At 66.4% G+C, this 14,752-nt stretch carries 19 protein-coding genes; 15 read left to right on the top strand and 4 right to left on the bottom strand.

Features of this window, described 5'->3' with window-relative positions; genetic code table 11:
* Positions 1-7: 7 nt before the first annotated feature.
* Positions 8-673 (bottom strand): c-type cytochrome, encoded by a 666-nt coding sequence (locus L1087_RS03700; protein WP_038041938.1) that lies wholly within the window; start codon positions 671-673, stop codon positions 8-10.
* Positions 674-903: 230 nt separating this feature from the next.
* Here L1087_RS03700 and L1087_RS03695 point away from each other — a divergent pair, with 230 nt between their 5' ends.
* From L1087_RS03695 to L1087_RS03675, 5 genes are read left to right on the top strand one after another with little or no spacing between them, the layout of a single operon-like run.
* Positions 904-1,263: a YbaN family protein gene (locus tag L1087_RS03695; RefSeq protein WP_038041937.1), complete on the top strand. Its 360-nt coding sequence runs from the start codon at positions 904-906 to the stop codon at positions 1,261-1,263.
* Positions 1,264-1,299: 36 nt separating this feature from the next.
* On the top strand, positions 1,300-1,725 hold the full coding sequence (locus L1087_RS03690; RefSeq protein WP_038041935.1) for an RrF2 family transcriptional regulator: 426 nt from the start codon (positions 1,300-1,302) through the stop codon (positions 1,723-1,725).
* Between the two features lie 47 nt (positions 1,726-1,772).
* Positions 1,773-1,970, top strand: a complete 198-nt coding sequence (locus L1087_RS03685) for a DUF542 domain-containing protein (RefSeq protein ID WP_185747551.1) — start codon at positions 1,773-1,775, stop codon at positions 1,968-1,970.
* On the top strand, positions 1,967-2,263 hold the full coding sequence (locus tag L1087_RS03680; protein WP_038041932.1) for a cupin domain-containing protein: 297 nt from the start codon (positions 1,967-1,969) through the stop codon (positions 2,261-2,263). Before L1087_RS03685 ends, L1087_RS03680 begins: the two co-directional genes overlap by 4 nt.
* Entirely contained in the window at positions 2,260-2,586 is a 327-nt protein-coding gene (locus L1087_RS03675; RefSeq protein WP_234557683.1) for a hypothetical protein, read from the top strand. Before L1087_RS03680 ends, L1087_RS03675 begins: the two co-directional genes overlap by 4 nt.
* Before the next feature lie 22 nt (positions 2,587-2,608).
* Here the strand turns inward: L1087_RS03675 and L1087_RS03670 are convergent, their stop codons facing one another.
* On the bottom strand, positions 2,609-3,115 hold the full coding sequence (locus tag L1087_RS03670; RefSeq protein WP_234557682.1) for an IS630 family transposase: 507 nt from the start codon (positions 3,113-3,115) through the stop codon (positions 2,609-2,611).
* Between the two features lie 53 nt (positions 3,116-3,168).
* Positions 3,169-3,687, bottom strand: coding sequence for a winged helix-turn-helix domain-containing protein (locus tag L1087_RS03665; RefSeq protein ID WP_234557681.1), 519 nt, complete (start codon positions 3,685-3,687; stop codon positions 3,169-3,171).
* Between the two features lie 126 nt (positions 3,688-3,813).
* Here L1087_RS03665 and L1087_RS03660 point away from each other — a divergent pair, with 126 nt between their 5' ends.
* Together L1087_RS03660 and L1087_RS03655 are read left to right on the top strand one after the other, a co-directional pair.
* Positions 3,814-4,911 (top strand): YwiC-like family protein, encoded by a 1,098-nt coding sequence (locus L1087_RS03660; protein ID WP_234557680.1) that lies wholly within the window; start codon positions 3,814-3,816, stop codon positions 4,909-4,911.
* Between the two features lie 55 nt (positions 4,912-4,966).
* Complete coding sequence (locus L1087_RS03655; RefSeq protein WP_135259687.1) at positions 4,967-5,989, top strand: S1C family serine protease; 1,023 nt, start codon at positions 4,967-4,969, stop codon at positions 5,987-5,989.
* Here the strand turns inward: L1087_RS03655 and L1087_RS03650 are convergent, their stop codons facing one another.
* Positions 5,990-6,964: a P1 family peptidase gene (locus L1087_RS03650; protein WP_038041924.1), complete on the bottom strand. Its 975-nt coding sequence runs from the start codon at positions 6,962-6,964 to the stop codon at positions 5,990-5,992.
* Between the two features lie 44 nt (positions 6,965-7,008).
* Here L1087_RS03650 and L1087_RS03645 point away from each other — a divergent pair, with 44 nt between their 5' ends.
* The 8 genes from L1087_RS03645 to L1087_RS03610 all read left to right on the top strand — a co-directional run bounded on the left by L1087_RS03645 (position 7,009) and on the right by L1087_RS03610 (position 14,751).
* The gene (locus L1087_RS03645; protein WP_234557679.1) at positions 7,009-8,070 is read left to right on the top strand and encodes a class II aldolase/adducin family protein; all 1,062 of its coding nucleotides are present in this window, start codon (positions 7,009-7,011) and stop codon (positions 8,068-8,070) included.
* Positions 8,067-9,161 (top strand): zinc-dependent alcohol dehydrogenase, encoded by a 1,095-nt coding sequence (locus L1087_RS03640; protein ID WP_234557678.1) that lies wholly within the window; start codon positions 8,067-8,069, stop codon positions 9,159-9,161. The genes L1087_RS03645 and L1087_RS03640 overlap by 4 nt, the downstream gene beginning before the upstream one ends.
* Positions 9,162-9,219: 58 nt before the next feature.
* Complete coding sequence (locus L1087_RS03635) at positions 9,220-10,257, top strand: AAA family ATPase (protein WP_135259691.1); 1,038 nt, start codon at positions 9,220-9,222, stop codon at positions 10,255-10,257.
* A complete protein-coding gene (locus tag L1087_RS03630) occupies positions 10,217-11,086 on the top strand; it encodes a DUF58 domain-containing protein (protein WP_234557677.1) in 870 nt (289 codons plus the stop codon). The genes L1087_RS03635 and L1087_RS03630 overlap by 41 nt, the downstream gene beginning before the upstream one ends.
* Positions 11,053-11,973 (top strand): vWA domain-containing protein, encoded by a 921-nt coding sequence (locus tag L1087_RS03625; protein ID WP_326490697.1) that lies wholly within the window; start codon positions 11,053-11,055, stop codon positions 11,971-11,973. Before L1087_RS03630 ends, L1087_RS03625 begins: the two co-directional genes overlap by 34 nt.
* Positions 11,970-12,902 (top strand): vWA domain-containing protein, encoded by a 933-nt coding sequence (locus tag L1087_RS03620; RefSeq protein WP_234557676.1) that lies wholly within the window; start codon positions 11,970-11,972, stop codon positions 12,900-12,902. The genes L1087_RS03625 and L1087_RS03620 overlap by 4 nt, the downstream gene beginning before the upstream one ends.
* A gap of 348 nt (positions 12,903-13,250) precedes the next feature.
* Positions 13,251-13,736, top strand: coding sequence for a peroxiredoxin (locus L1087_RS03615; RefSeq protein ID WP_234557674.1), 486 nt, complete (start codon positions 13,251-13,253; stop codon positions 13,734-13,736).
* A gap of 160 nt (positions 13,737-13,896) precedes the next feature.
* Positions 13,897-14,751: a cell division protein FtsX gene (locus L1087_RS03610; protein WP_234557672.1), complete on the top strand. Its 855-nt coding sequence runs from the start codon at positions 13,897-13,899 to the stop codon at positions 14,749-14,751.
* Position 14,752: the final 1 nt, after the last annotated feature.

The following is a 14,752-nucleotide window of genomic DNA, read 5'->3' as shown; positions in this document are numbered from 1 at the left end:
ACACCTCCTACTGCACCCCAGCGAAGCGGTCGGGGAAGCCGTTGGTATCGATGGCCGACATCCACTTCAAAAAGGCCACCAAGGCCATGGCCTCCTCATCCGTCAGACCCAGGTTGGGCATACGGCGGACAAAGGTGGGATACCGGTCTGGGTGTTGAAGCCATTCCGCCATGGCCTCCTCCTTGGTGGCCTTACCGGTCATGCCCTTAACCATGGTTTCCCATTTGGGGTCCAACCAGGCGCGGGTGAGGTCGGGAGCGAAGTAGGCCCCGTTACCCAGAAGGGTGTGGCAGTCCATGCAGTTACGGCTTTGCAGGGTCATCTTGCCCTTGTTGACCAGGGCGTAGGCCTCGGCCTCGCTCCAGACCTTTCCGAAGAACCCCACTTCTTCCCCGACCACCGGGATGTCCCGCCGCTTCTCGTAGTCCCGCTTGAGCCCAATGGTCCTGTTGATCACGGTATAGGCTGGCACCCGGGCCGAGCCTTCCCGGATCTGGTTCAGGGAATCAATGGTCAAATAGACCAGGATCCCGGTCATGATGAGGGAACTAACCACGGCGGCGTTGCGCCAGAAGCGGGGCTCGAGCCACCCGGACCCTCGGGAAAGCCACAGGGTGAGGATTACGGTGGCGAAGAGGGCTCCTATGGTGGTTTCTATCCAGCCAATCTCCATACCTTAACCTCCTTTCACCTCCAGCTCATAAACTCGGACCTATAGGGCGCCTTTTCCATGACTCAGGTCAAGGGCAAAAGTCCCTGGGGACACCCGCCTGGCTCCGTGTCGACGCAGGGATTCCTGGGAAGCCGTCGAAGCGGGCTCGATTATTCTTGCGACACCTGTCCCAAATGGGGATAACCCTTGATGCCAGTCAAAGCCAATTCTTTAAGGGTATTTTGAGGCCTATGAAGGTGGCTTTTCTCGGCCTGGGCTTCCTCTTCGTCGGGCTGGGTTTTTTGGGGGCCTTCCTCCCCCTCCTCCCTGCCACCCCTTTCTTCCTGGTGGCGGCCTACCTCTTCTCCCGAAGCCACCCCCGCCTCGAGGCCTGGCTTCTCTCCTTACCCCAGGTGGGTCCCCTGGTGCGGAACTACCGGGCGGGCCGGGGCATCCCCCGAAAGGCTAAGCTCCTGGCCACAGGCATGGCTTTGGGGGCCGCAACCCTCAGCGCCTACGGCCTGCCCCACCCCGCGGGCCGGGCCCTGGTCCTCCTCCTCGTGGGCTACGGCCTCTACTTCCTCTGGCGGCGGGTGCGGACCTCGCATTAGGAGGAAATCCCCTGCCCGAAGGCTTACCATGGGGCCATGGCCCTGCGCAGTCTCCTAAAGCGGGAAGAGTCCTACGCCCTCCACGCCCTTTTGCTCCTGGCGGAGGAACCGGGGCTTGGCGCGGCGGAGATCGCCAGGAAGCTCAAAGCTCCCCCCGCCTTCATGGCCAAGGTCCTCTCCAAGCTGGCCAAGGCGGGCCTGGTGGAAAGCCGCATGGGCCGGGCCGGGGGGGTGTGGCTCCGGGTTCCCCCGGAGGAGATCACCCTCCTCAAGGTGATGGAAAGCCTCTCCGGCCCCGTGGCCATAGACCTTTGCGCCACCCTAAAGCGCTGCCCTACCGAGGAAAGGCGGGGATTCTGCTACCTCAAGCCCAGCCTAGTGCGCATGAACCAGGAAATCCGTAAAACCCTGGCGGGCTTTACCTTGAAGGATCTCCTGCCAGAGTCCACCAAGACCGCTTGACCCAGGTCATGGCGGTCCAGCCCCCCGGGCGCCAAGCTTAGGAGGGTATGGTGGAACTCACCTTAAAGGCCACGGTAAACGAGGTCCTACAGCGCCATCCGGAAGCAGTAAGCCTGTTAAACAAGATGGGCATCGATACCTGCTGCGGCGGGGCCGATTCCCTGGAAGAAGCCTCCCGCCAAGCAGGCAAGGATCCCGAAGAGGTATTGAAGGCCCTTTTGGCCTTACTGGGGAGGCAGGAATGAACCTGCTGGAGAAGGCCCGCTACGGTGAGGTTCGCGGGGTGGAGCTCCTCGCCGACCACCCGGAGGTGCGCCTGGTCCTCTTTAGCCTGCAACAAGGGCAGGAGGTACGGGGCCAAGGGGAGCCCAGGGTGCACCTCGTCTGCCTCGAGGGGGAGGGCATCTTGTGGGCCGGGGAACGGAGCCTCCCCGCCACCCCCGGTACCCTCATGGCCGCAGAGCCGGGGGAAGCCCATGGGGCCAAGGCCGGGGAGGGAACCTTTTTGGTGCTTGGCATCATCACCCCCAGGCCATGATCCCGGCGAGCCGGCTCGCCCTCACCGCGGCCCTCCTCTGGTTCTTGGCCGCTAGCCTGGTGGGCCTGCTCCTAGGCCTGGGCCTCCTGCCCTATATCTGGCGGCCCGCCCACGCCCACATGCAGCTTCTGGGCTTCGTAAGCCTTATGATCTACGGGGTAGCCTACCATGCCCTTCCCCGGTTCCGGGGGGTGGTCTTTCGCAGACCGGGACTGGCCCTCTTCCAAGTGCTCCTGGCCAACCTCGGACTTCTGGGAATGGTCTTGGCTTGGGGCCTGGGGCTTGGGATCCATGTATGGGGGTTCTTTGCTTTCCTCTCATAAGAACTCCTTTTGAAGCCCTCCCTCAACATCCTCCTGGCCACCAGTGGAAGAGGGTGTAGCTCCGGACAAGGGCGTGCTGGGTCTGGAGGTAAGCGCACCGCGCCTCCACCCGCTCCCAAAGCTCCTCCTCCGTCTCCACCTGCCCGTTGGCCACCACCGCATCCACCAAGGACCACACCCGCTCCACCGGCTGCAACTCGGGAGAATAGGGCGGCAAGAAGACCAGGCCTATTCCCTCGGGTACCCGCAGCCTAGGGGAGGTGTGCCACCCCGCCCGGTCTAGAACTACCAAGACCCACCTTTCCCTTCCCGCCCCTCGGACCCGGGCAAAAGCCTCCAGAACGGCCGCAAAGGATTCGGTGTCCACCGAGGGCAAGAGCCAGTGCTCGTTCTCCCCCGTGCTGGGCCGCACGAAGGTGTAGACGTAAAGCCACCGGTAGCGGGGCCTCTCCCAGACCAAAGGGGTCTTGCCCCGCAGGGCCCACACCCGGCGGCGGACGGGCTTCAGGCCCAGGCGGTGTTCATCCATAGCCCACAGCTCCAGCTGAAGCCAGGGGAAGGAGTAGCGTAGAAGGACCAAGGTCAGGAGGAGTTTTTTTTGAACTCCTCCCCCTCCTCTGGGTCCCGCTCCCGGTGTCTGGGACGGGGACGTAAGGGGGCAAAGCCCAGCCGCTTCATCCAGCTCCAGGCCCGCCTGGGGTCCACGGGGCGCCCTAGCTTCTCGGAAAGCCACTCCGCCGCGTTGCGGATGGTCCACAGGCCATCCCGGGGATGGGGAGCCGACAGGGCTTGGCGGAAGGCCTCTTGGACCTCTGGGGGAAGGAGGGGGGGCTTGCCGCGGTTGCGGTGGCGCAGGTCGGTCATGGCCTCCATGCCGCCTTGGTTGTAGCGATGGACCACGGTGCGGACCCAGCGCTGGGAGTAGCCTAGGGTTTTGGCCACCTCGGGGATGGAGTGGCCGGTGGCGAGGAGCCATAGGGCATGCCAGCGGGCACGTTCCACGGGGTCTTGGGCGTCCCGATAGAGGGCGTGGAGGTTGTCGGGGTGGGGAGGGTTCTTCAGCTCCAGCCTAGGGCGGCGTTGGTGTTTGGCCAGTTGCATGACCCCATCCTAGCGGATGGGGTCATGGGGAGTTCTTATCACTTGTGGCGGGAAGCCTCTTTGTCCTCCTCATGCTGGAGGTACTCTGGGGCTAAAGGGTCTTCGGACCACAGCTTGGAGAGCGGTATGCGCGCAACCGGTGTTCCCCTTAAGACCGTAGCCCTCCCCACGGAGCACGGGGGCTGGGGGTTTACCCTAGAACCCATCCTCCTGGGCCTACTCCTCTCGCCAGGACCCCACACCTTGGGGCTGTTCCTCCTGGGTCTTTTCGGGTTCCTGGCCCGGCACCCCTTGAAGCTGGTTTACCAGGACCTAAGGAAGGGCAAGCGCTACCCCCGCACCGCCCTAGCCTCGAGGGTGGGCGGGACCTATCTGGCCCTGGCCCTTCTGGGCTTTCTCCTCACCGCCTGGACCGCCCAAGGCCCTTTTCTCCTACCCCTTCTCCTCGCCCTCCCCCTGGGGGCCTACATGCTCTGGGCGGATGCCCTAAATCGCTCCCGGGACCTTTTTCCGGAGATGGCCGCTGCCTTGGCCATGGCCTCCTTAGCCCCAGCAGGGGTTTTGGCAGGGGGCTTGGAACCGGATATAGCTTTGGGCAGCTTTCTGGCCCTGGCCCTGAGGGACATCGCCGCCCTCTACTACGCCCGCACCCAGGTGCTCAGGGCCCGGGGAAAAAACCCCAAGCATTACCCCGCCCACCTGACCCTTTGGACCTCCTTCCTCCTTGCCCTTTTTCTTCAAGGCCAGGGGCTTCTGCCCGCTCCTACCACCCTTGCCCTTCTCCTCCTGGCCCTGTATGGAAGCCTGGCCCTCTTAAGGCCACCGGTGGAGGCCAGGATCATCGGTTGGACGCAGATGGGCTTTGGCCTTCTGGTGGTCCTGGCCACCGCCTTGGGCTACACCCTCCAGAGCCTTCCCACCGCCCTTTTGGGGGTACCGCTCCTGCACCGGTTCCTGGGATGGGCCCTGGTAGGCCTGGCCTTTCTGGTAGGGCTTTACCTCCTCCTGGGAAAGGAGGTCAACAGGCCCGTGCGCCTTCTCCTAGGCCTTTACGACCTGAATGCTCTCTTGGGCCTTCTTCACCTGGCCTTTTTCTGGAAGCCCCTCCCTCACCCCCTCCTGGCCCTCATCGGGGTGATCCTCCTTCACCTCCTCCTGAGAAAGCCCCATCCCTGGCCCGGGATTGGCTTCCTCCTCCTAGGCTTCCTCCTTCTTTGGCACTGAGGCCCATGGTGGCCGAAACCACCCTCCTCCCCCCGCCCCCTGGGAAAATGAGAGCATGAGGAAAGCTTGGGGGATTCTCCTCCTTCTTCCCTTGGCCGGGGCCCTCTACGCCCTGTGGACCCAGCCCATACCGCTTTGGGGTAGGCCAGGGAACGTATCCTGGGAACTGGCTCAGGCGCCTCCTGAACGCCTACAGGAGGTCTACACCCAGGCCCACCCCGCTGTCCTGCGCATCGATGGCCCAGAGGGAGGCCGGGGCACAGGATTCTTCTATCGGGAGGGCCTCGTCCTCACCGCCTACCACGTGGTGGCGGAGGGAGGGGCCTACACCCTCCTCCTCGCCAACCGCACCCGGGCCCAGGCCCAGGTGGTGGGCTTCCACGAACCCCTGGACCTGGCCGTCCTCCGCACCGAGGCCCAGGCCCCCGCCCTCCTGTCCCTGGAGACGGGGAGGCGGCTCCAGGTGGGCGAACCCCTGCTGCACATCGGCAACGGCCGGGGGCAGTTCATCGCCCCCCGCTTCGGCCGCGTGACCCGCCTCGAGGCCAGCCCCTCCCCCTTCCTGCCCCAGGGCCTGGTGGAGGCCAGCCTCCCCCTGGCCCCCGGGGACTCGGGGGGGCCGGTCCTGGACCGGGAGGGCCGGGTGGTGGGGGTGGCGGTGGCCATCGGCCAGACGGAGGAGGGCTTCCGCAGCTTCTTCACCCCCCTCCTGGGCCGGGACCAGGTCCTGGCGGAGATGGAAGGGGGTAAGCGAAGCTACTGGCCCTACTTAGGCCTAAGGGGCCCCCGGGCCCTGACCCCGGAGCTGGCCCGGGAGCTGGGCCTGCCCCCGGGTGGGGTGCTGGTGGGCGAGGTGGTTCCGGGCGGGGCCGCCCACCGGGCAGGGTTGAGAGGCCTGGAGGCAGGAGGGGTGCCGGATGTGATCCTCGAGGTCAACGGGGTCAAGGTGAACAGCTTCGAGGATCTCCTGCGGGAGGTGCGCCGCTACCAGGTGGGGGACCGGGTCCGCCTCACCGTGCGCCGGGGTGGGGAGGTCTTCCAGGTGGAGGCAGACCTCGCCCCCTTTCCCGGAAGGTGATCAGGCCATGAGGTCCCGGTAAGCGGGAATCCCCGGTGCACCTTCCGTTAAAAGCACCGCTCGGAGGATGGCCCGGGTCACGGCATCAGCGGCGTAGGCCCCCAGGCGCAAAAGGGCGTAAGGATCCACACCCTTCCCATCCCCCTGGGCCAGGGCAAAGACCAGGTCCCCATCCACGGGCGTATGGGCTGGGCGGATGGCCCGGGCGATGCCATCCTGGGCCATGATAGCAAGCCTCCTGGCCTGGGCCTTGCTCAAGGGGGCATCCGTGGCCACCACCGCCAGGGTGGTGTTCTGGCCCAGGAGGAAGGGGTAACGGTAATCCTCCGGGCTTCCCTGGTAGCGGGAGCGGTCCGGCAGGAGGGCCCTTTCCTCCCCCGCCAAAAGCTCCTCCCCGTAAAGCCTCCCCGTCTTGGGGTCAAAGGGGCGGCCCAGGCTGTTCACCGCCACCAGGGCCAGGACCCGGTACCCCTCTTCCAGAAGGTACCCCGCCAGGCCCACCCCACCCTTTACCCCTCCCGCCACTGCCCCGGTGCCCGCCCCCACGCTACCCTCTTCCACCTCCTCCCCGGCCGCTAGGGCTGCCCGGTACCCTGCCTCCTCCCCCGGTGGCCGGTTCACCCTTCCCCGGCCCAGGTCGTAAAGCACCGCCCCAGGCACGATGGGCACCACGCCCCCGGGGGTGAGAAAGCCCCTTTTTCTCTCCGCCAGGTAGCGCATGACCCCATCCGCCGCCCTTAGGCCGAAGGCGCTTCCCCCGGTAAGGAGAACGGCGTTCACCTTTTCCACGGTGTTTTCCGGCAAGAGCAGGTCCGTCTCCCGGGTGCCGGGGGCCGCCCCCCGTACGTCCGCCGCCCCCACCCAGCCCTCCTCTACCAGGACCACGGTGCACCCGGTGAGGGCCTCGAGGTCGGTAAAATGCCCCACCCTCAATCCCGGCCAAAGGGCCGCCTTACCCCACAAGGCTTCCGCCATAAGCCAAGTATCGGGTAGGCTAGGGAGCAGAACAAGGAGGGCATATGTGGGAGTACCTGATCCACGGCGAGGCTTCCCCTAACGTCCAAGCCTTTTTGGAGGGACTGGGAAAAGCCCTGGAAGCCCAGGGGTTCCACCACAACCCTAAGGCCGAGGCCCCCAACCTGGTGCTGAACGCCATCTCCCTGGAAAACCCACGCCCCTATCGTCGGCGGGCCCAGGCCACCTTCGTGGCCTCGGTGCTGGAGCTTCCCCGCTTCCCGGAAAACCCCCTCCAGGCTCTCTACCCCTACCTGGTCCGGGCGCTTTCCAACGTGCTCCTGGCCTACGTGCCGGGCCAGGGGGTGAAGTTCCTCACCCTGGAGCTGGGGCACTACGACGAGCCGGAAGGGGAAGGGTTCTACGAGCGGGTGGCCGCGCGCCTGAGGCCCATCGCCTGTAGCCGCCTGGTCATCAACAACGTCTTCCACAAGGACCTCGAGCCCGAACTCTGGCAGGGGGACGAGCTCACACGGAGCATGTACCGGGCGGGCAAAAAGCTCAAGGAGTGGGACCTCCTTCCTGCTCCCTTCCCCATCGAGGAGATCCTGCCCCCCGAGGACCTACGGCATGTCAAACGGCTTTACGGTATCGGGGGTCTTTCCTACGGCAACCTCTCCGTGCGCAAGGACGAACGGCGCTTCTGGATGTCGGCCAGCGGGGTGGACAAGGCGAACCTACGGGAGATCGGCCGGGACATCCTCATGGTGAAGGACTATGACCCCCAGCAAAACGCCATCCTCCTCTCCGTCCCCCCCCACGTGGAGCCTAGGCGGGTGAGCGTGGACGCCATCGAGCACTGGATGATCTACCGGGAGCACCCCGGGGTCGGGGCCATCCTGCACGTGCACGCCTGGATGGAAGGGGTTCCCGCCACCCCCTTCAACTACCCTTGCGGCACCTACGAGCTGGCCCAGGCGGTGGCGGAGAAGGTGCGCCAGGCCCCCGACCCCACCCGGGCGGTGGTGGGCCTCAAGAACCACGGCCTCACCATCACCGGGCGTAGCCTGGACGAGATCCTGGAAAGGATCGAGGGCCGGCTCATCCGCACCGTGCCCATGGCATGAAGGCCCTCCTCTACACCCCCTCCCTGCCCCGCTTCTTTGCCGCCAGGGTCCTGGGCAAGCGGTTTCCCAGGGGGCTTCTCCCCTTGCGCTTGGCGGAGGTGCCCCTGCCCGAGCGGGAGGGCTTCGTCCAGGTGCGGGTGCGCCTGAGCGGGGTCTGCGGCTCGGACCTGGCCCTCCTCTACGGGAAAAGCCCCCCATCCATCAGCCCCTTTTTCTCCTTTCCTGCGGTCCTTGGCCACGAGATCCTGGGGGAGGTGGAGGGCAGCCTGGTGGCGGTGAACCCTCTCCTCACCTGCGCCGACCGGGGGCTTCCCCCCTGCCCCGCCTGCCAGCGGGGGGAGGAGGGGCTTTGCCAGAACGTGGCCGAAGGGAGCCTGGCCCCGGGGATGCTGGGGTACAACCGCGACCTCCCCGGGGGCTGGGGGGAGTGGATTCTGGCCCGGCCCGAGCGGCTTTACCCCATCCCAGTCCACGTCCCCGAGGAACGGGCCGTGCTCGCCGAGCCCCTGGCGGTGGTGGTGCGTGGCCTTAAGAAGTTAAAGCCCTGGCCCAAGGAGGTCCTGATCCTGGGCATGGGTACCTTGGGCCTTCTGGCCCTCCAGGCCCTTAGGGCCCTGGGGTTTTCCGGAAAGGTCTACGCGGTGGCCAAGTACCCCCACCAGGCGGCCAAGGCCAAGGCCTTCGGGGCCGACGCACTCTTCTCGAACGCCAGGGAGGCCCTCCTGGAGCGGGCCCGGCGCTACCGCTACCTCCTCTTTGAGGGATACCGGGGAGGCTATGAGGCGGTGGTGGAGGCCTCGGGAAGCGGGGCGGGTTTCCGGCAGGCCCTGGCCCTGGCCCAGGAAGGGGGCAGGGTGCTCCTCCTGGGAGCCCCGGGGCTGGAGTGGGCCGACCTCTCCCCCTTCTGGTTCAAGGAGGTAGGCCTGGTGGGAAGCTACACCTATAGCCCCGAGGAATTTGCCCAAGCGGTGGGACTCCTTCCCGAGCTTTCGGGCCTCGAGGCCCTCATCGGGGGCATCTTCCCCCTCACCGACTGGCAAAAAGCCCTTTCCGCCAAGGGCAAAGCCCTATTCCGGCCAAATGTGTCCTGAGGGGGTGTATCCCCTGGCCTGAGGGGCTACACTCCAGGGAAACCCTTAGGGGGTGGGCATGGCCTGGGAAGAGGAACCCTTTTTGGCGGCAGGGGAAAGGCTTCGGGCCCTCCTGAAGGAGGTCAAGCGGGTCATCGTGGGCCAGGACCACCTCCTGGAGAGGATGCTGGTGGCCCTTCTCGCCCGGGGCCACCTCCTGATCGAGGGGGTGCCGGGGCTGGCCAAGACCCTGGCGGTGAAGACCCTGGCCCAAGCGGTGGGGGGGAGTTTCAAAAGGATCCAGTTCACCCCCGACCTGGTGCCCGCCGACCTCCTGGGAACCCGCATCTACAACCCCAAGGAGGGAGAGTTCAGGACCGAGCTCGGTCCCATCTTCGCCCACCTCCTTCTGGCGGACGAGATCAACCGGGCCCCGGCCAAGGTGCAGTCGGCCCTCCTCGAGGCCATGCAGGAGCGCCAGGTGACCCTAGGCAAGGAAACCTACCCCCTACCCAAGCCCTTCCTGGTGCTGGCCACGCAAAACCCCATCGAAAGCGAGGGCACCTATCCCCTGCCCGAGGCCCAGCTGGACCGCTTCCTCCTCAAGGTGGTGGTGGGCTACCCTGCCTTCCACGAGGAGCTCCTCATCGTGGAGCGCATGACCACAGGGGAGGAGATCCAGGTGGCCCAGGTACTTTCCCTGGAGGAGGTTTTGGAGCTTTCCCGCCTGGCCGACCGCGTCTACGTCCACCCCAAGGTGGCCGAGCACGCCGTGGCCCTGGTCCAGGCCACCCGGGATCTGGAAAGGGCGGGGCTTAAGGAGCTGAAGCCCTTCGTGGCCTATGGGGCAAGCCCCCGGGCCTCCTTGGCCTTGGTACAGGGGGCCAAGGCCCTGGCCCTGGTCCGGGGGCGGGCCCACGCCCTGCCGGAGGATGTGCGGGACCTGTACCTGGACGCCCTCCGCCACCGCGTGATCCTCTCCTACCAGGCCCTGGCGGAGGGCGTGCGGGTGGAAGACGTGCTGGAAGCCGTCCTAAAGCACCTTCCCCCACCCTTTGTGCCCCTTCACGACCCCTATGGAGACGCCCGAAGTCCTCTTGGCCCGCCTGGAGCTTAAGGTGGTACGTCCCCTGGACGGACTCCTTTTCGGGGACTACCGGGGGGTGTTCTACGGCAAGAGCCTGGAGCTTGCGGAGATCAGCCCCTATAACCCTGGGGATGAGGCCGAGCGCATCGACTGGCCCGCCACCGCCCGTACGGGGGAACTCCACGTGCGCCGCTTTCGCGAGGAACGGGAGCTCACCCTCTGGCTCCTCTTGGACGGAAGCCCCTCCATGCGCTTTGGCTCTAGGCGGCGGGAAAAGTACACCCTGGCCCTGGAGCTGGCCCTGAGCGTGGCCTATATCGCCCTCCGCCACGGGAACCGGGTGGGGGCTATCCTGCCCTCGGGCCTTTTGCCCCCTCGAGGAGGGAAGGCCCAGGCCCTCCTCCTGGCCCGGGAGGCCCTTAAGGGCGGGAAGGCGCCTTCCCTGGGGGAAGCCTTGGGGCTTCTGGAGCGGGTGGCCAGGCGCCGGAGCCTGGTCTTCGTCTTCTCGGACTTCCTGGACGCCTTTTCCGCCCCCTTATCCCGCCTGGCCGCCCGGCACGACCTGGTGGGGGTCTTGGTGGAGGACCCCTGGGAACGGGCCCTGCCCCGGGCAGGGGTGCTCTCCTTCGTGGACCCGGAAACCGGGGCCCAGGTGGAGGTGAACACCCTGGACCCAAGGGTGCGGGAAGCCTACCGCCTCCGGGCGGAGGCCCTCAGGGCGGCCAGGATGCGGGAGATCCTTAAGGCGGGTGCCGATCTCCTCCTGGCCTCCACGGAGATGGACCTGCTTCCTCTCCTCCTGGGTTTTGTGGAAAGGAGGCGCAGGTGGCCTTCAAAAGCCCCGAGGGCTTCCTCCTAGGCCTTCTCCTCCTGGGCGCAGGGGGGCTTCTCCTCTGGCTTTTGGACCGGGCCGGGCGAAGACGGCTTCTCTCCGCCTTGGACCCGGCCTTCCTCCCCGGGCCCAAGCCCCCACCCCTTCCCTTCCTCCTGGCCCCTCTCTTCCTTCTCCTGGCGGCAGGCCGCCCCGAGGCCAGCCTTCCCTGGCGGGAGAACCTCACCCAGGTCCTGCTGGTGGTGGACACCAGCCACTCCATGGCCGCGGACGATGAGGCCCCCACCCGGCTGGAGCGGGCCAAGGCCCTGGCCCAAAGCTTCCTTCGCGGCCTGGATCCCTCGGTCAAGGTGGGGCTGGTGAGCTTCGGACCCCAGGCGGTCCTGGTCCTCTCCCCTACCCGGGACCGCCAGGCCCTCCTGAAGGCCCTGCAAGGCCTCAAACCAGGGGGCGCCACTCCTATGGGCCAGGGCCTCCTCCAGGCCCGGCGGATCCTGAGGCCCAAGGAGCCAGAGAGGGATCTTCCCCAGGTGAAACCCCCCGCCGCCATCCTCCTCCTTTCCGACGGAGCGGCCAACGCAGGGGGCGATCCCCTCGAGGCGGCTAAAGAACTCTCCCAGGCAGGCCTCCCCGTCTTCGTACATCCCTTGGGCGACCCTAGGGGAGCGGTGAGCCGCATCGGGGACGGGCTTTACTTCGTGCCCACCAACCCCACAAGCCTCCTGCGCCTGGCCCAGGCCACCGGGGGCCAGGTGCTCGGCGAGGATTTCCAACCCCTCTACCGGGCTCTCCGCCCTTACCGGGTGTGGCGGACCCAGACCCTAGACCTCACCCAGGCCCTGGTGGTGGCGGGTCTTCTCACTTTTTCCTTCGGCGCTTACCTGAACCTGGCCCGGGAAGGGAGGTGGCCGTGAGCCTGCAGGCCCCCGAGGCCCTAAGCCTCCTCATCCTGCTGGCCTTCCTGCTCCTGGGCCTCTATCCAAGGCGCCCCAAGGCGCGCCTACCCCATCCTTTGGTCCCCCTGCTCCAGCAAGCGGCCCGGGAGTCCCGGGGGGTCCTTCCCTGGCTGCCCCCGGCCCTCTTTCTCCTGGGGCTTCTCCTCCTGGTCCTGGCAGCCACCCGCCCCCTTCTGCCCCTGCCCGGCCAGACGAGCCGGAACGTGGTCATCCTGGTCATGGACGTAAGCCGAAGCATGATGGCGGCCGACCTGAAGCCAAGCCGCCTCGAGGCGGCCAAGGAAGCCGCCCGGGTCTTCCTCCGCGAGGCGCCGAAGGCCTTAAGGATAGGGCTTGTGGCCTTCAGCGGCCACGCCCAGACCATCCACCCCCCCACCACTGACCGCAGGCGCCTAAGGGAGAGCCTGGATAGCCTGGAGTTCGGCCGCTCCACGGCCATCGGGGAGGGAATCCTGGAAGCCTTGCGCAACATCCGCGAGGCCGGGGGCGAAGGGGAGATTCTCCTCTTGACCGATGGCAGGAACCGAACGGGGAAAGACCCCTTGGAGGCGGCAGCCGAAGCCTCCCGCATGGGGGTGCGCATCTACGCCGTGGGGGTGGGGGTGCCGGGATGGATCCCGGGCCCCGAGGACCCGGTGAGCGCCTTCGGCTTCTTCCCGGGGGCCTTTGAGGTGGACGAGGAACTGCTGTGGTCCTTGGCGGAGTTCACCGGGGGGCGCTACTTCCTGGTGGAATCGGAAAAGGAGCTTTCGGCGCTCTACCGACAGCTGGCGCGGACGGTGCGCTTGGAAGTCCGGCGGGAAGAGGCCACCGGTTTCCTGGGCCTCCTGGGAGGGGTTCTGGCCCTTGGAGGCGTGGCCTTAAGGCGCTACCTATCCCCCGCCTAGGACCCCCCAAAAGGGTTGGGCACAGGTTCCACCGGAAAAAGCTCCTGGGGCTCCCCTCCCGGCACGGGGAGCATGCGGAAAAACTCCCCGTTCAGAAAAAGGTACACCTGGGGCTCGCAGGCCCCCTCCCCTTGAGGGGGAAACTGTATAGGCAAGGCCGCGGGCTGCGCCTCTGGCGACCAATGCATCCAAGCCGTCCCCACCCCCAGGAGCCCCCCCAGACACAGGCCCAGCAGGAAGGGTTTCATACTCCCAAGGTAGCAGGCCGGGCCCCAGGGGAAGAAAGCCAGCCCACCTTTAGGGCGTTGGGCTACACCCGACCTGCCCCAACTTCCTTAGGCTGAAGCCATGCGCGCCCTGACCCTGCTCTTCTTCTTGGGCCTCTTCAAAGCCCAAGCCCTCGCCCCGGGGGACAAAGCCCCTATCCTCGAGGCCACCGACAGCTACGGCCGCCCCGTGGACCTCCGAGGAAGCTATGTGGTCCTCTGGTTCTATCCCAAGGCGAAAAGCCCCGGCTGTACCGCCCAAGCCAAGCGCTACACGGAACTCTACCCCGAGTTCCAACGCCTGGGGGCCCGGGTTTTTGGGGTAAGCCACGACCCCGCCAGCGAACAGTACGACTTCGTGGAGAAGCTTGCCCTCAAGGGGGGGATGATCCCCGACCGGGACGGGCGCCTGGCCCGGGCCTACGGGGTGCGCAACCTCTTCGGCTTCTACAGCCGGGACACCATCCTCCTCAACCCGGAGGGGCGAATAGAGCGCATATGGCGGGGGGTGAACCCCTTCAAGGATGCGGACACCGTGCTGGCGTACCTCAGGGAGCGGCTTCGGTGAGGCCTCTTTATCCCCTGGGGTGAGCCCGGAGGGGGTAGCCGAGGCCAAAACGGCTCTCCCTCTTCCCTGAGGCCACCGACGCTTGCGCGCCCAGGCTTCTGGCAGAGCTCCCGCCACCGGCCCAAGCCCCCTCTCACGCAAGGGGCGTAAGATAGGGGACGTGTACGCCATCCTCGAGGGCCTGCGGCAGATTCTCCGCCACCCCACGGCCAGCCTCGCCACCTTTTTTACCGCCCTGGTATCCTTCGCCCTGCTCTACTTCCTGGGCCTTGTCCTTTGGAACCTGGAGCGGGTGGTGCATACCTTGGAGCGAGAGCTGGAAGTGGCGGCCTTCCTGCAAAAGGAAGCCAATGTGGAAGCGCTCCTTACCGAGATCCAGGGCTGGCCGGAAGTGGGCGAGGTGCGGCTCCAAAGCAAGGAAGAAGCCCTGGCCCAGCTGGTCCTGGACTACCCCTACCTGGCCGAGGCCAAGGACCTGGTGGAAAACCCCTTGCCCGACACCCTGCGCCTGAGGCTTAAGGATCCGGAGGCGGTGCGCAAAGTGGCGGAAAGGCTACGGAGGCTTCCGGGGGTAGAAGGGGTCGAGTATGGGGGGGAGCTTACGGAAAGGCTGGTCCAGGTGCTATCCGGAAGCCGCCTGGCCATGGGGATCCTGGTGGGGCTTCTTCTCCTCAACACCTTCTTCAGCGTCATGGGCTCCATCCGCCTATCCCTGGAAAGCCGCAAGGAAGCCCTGGGCATCATGCTCCTGGTGGGGGCCACCCGGCGGTTTATCCAGGCTCCTTTTGTGGTGGAAGGAATCCTCCTCACCCTGGGGGCAAGCCTCCTGGCGGTGGGCTTCGGTACCCTCCTCTACCGGGGCCTGGCACAGGCCCTCCAGGGGCTACTTCCCTTCCTTCCCGTGCTGGGGGCCAAGGACCTCTGGCAAACGGGCCTCATGGTCCTGGCCCTGGCGGTGGTCCTGGGAGCTGGGGGAGCCTTCATGGCCACCCAGGCCTATCTGAAGGAAGTCTAGG

It is taken from the genome of Thermus tengchongensis (assembly GCF_021462405.1).
GTDB classification, from domain to species: Bacteria; Deinococcota; Deinococci; order Deinococcales; family Thermaceae; genus Thermus; species Thermus tengchongensis.
Note: the sequence above shows the minus strand (reverse complement) of the source record. Positions and strands in the feature narration are given on the sequence as shown.

Bases quoted from the DNA above. Each gene is read 5' to 3' on its own strand.
- L1087_RS03680 (WP_038041932.1), top strand. From the start codon at position 1,967: ATGAACCTGCTGGAGAAGGCCCGCTACGGTGAGGTTCGCGGGGTGGAG.
- L1087_RS03635 (WP_135259691.1), top strand. From the start codon at position 9,220: ATGGCCTGGGAAGAGGAACCCTTTTTGGCGGCAGGGGAAAGGCTTCGG.
- L1087_RS03615 (WP_234557674.1), top strand. From the start codon at position 13,251: ATGCGCGCCCTGACCCTGCTCTTCTTCTTGGGCCTCTTCAAAGCCCAA.
- L1087_RS03700 (WP_038041938.1), bottom strand. From the start codon at position 673: ATGGAGATTGGCTGGATAGAAACCACCATAGGAGCCCTCTTCGCCACC.
- L1087_RS03695 (WP_038041937.1), top strand. From the start codon at position 904: ATGAAGGTGGCTTTTCTCGGCCTGGGCTTCCTCTTCGTCGGGCTGGGT.
- L1087_RS03630 (WP_234557677.1), top strand. From the start codon at position 10,217: ATGGAGACGCCCGAAGTCCTCTTGGCCCGCCTGGAGCTTAAGGTGGTA.
- L1087_RS03690 (WP_038041935.1), top strand. From the start codon at position 1,300: ATGGCCCTGCGCAGTCTCCTAAAGCGGGAAGAGTCCTACGCCCTCCAC.
- L1087_RS03675 (WP_234557683.1), top strand. From the start codon at position 2,260: ATGATCCCGGCGAGCCGGCTCGCCCTCACCGCGGCCCTCCTCTGGTTC.
- L1087_RS03685 (WP_185747551.1), top strand. From the start codon at position 1,773: ATGGTGGAACTCACCTTAAAGGCCACGGTAAACGAGGTCCTACAGCGC.
- L1087_RS03655 (WP_135259687.1), top strand. From the start codon at position 4,967: ATGAGGAAAGCTTGGGGGATTCTCCTCCTTCTTCCCTTGGCCGGGGCC.
- L1087_RS03650 (WP_038041924.1), bottom strand. From the start codon at position 6,964: ATGGCGGAAGCCTTGTGGGGTAAGGCGGCCCTTTGGCCGGGATTGAGG.
- L1087_RS03665 (WP_234557681.1), bottom strand. From the start codon at position 3,687: ATGCAACTGGCCAAACACCAACGCCGCCCTAGGCTGGAGCTGAAGAAC.
- L1087_RS03645 (WP_234557679.1), top strand. From the start codon at position 7,009: ATGTGGGAGTACCTGATCCACGGCGAGGCTTCCCCTAACGTCCAAGCC.
- L1087_RS03670 (WP_234557682.1), bottom strand. From the start codon at position 3,115: ATGGATGAACACCGCCTGGGCCTGAAGCCCGTCCGCCGCCGGGTGTGG.
- L1087_RS03640 (WP_234557678.1), top strand. From the start codon at position 8,067: ATGAAGGCCCTCCTCTACACCCCCTCCCTGCCCCGCTTCTTTGCCGCC.
- L1087_RS03660 (WP_234557680.1), top strand. From the start codon at position 3,814: ATGCGCGCAACCGGTGTTCCCCTTAAGACCGTAGCCCTCCCCACGGAG.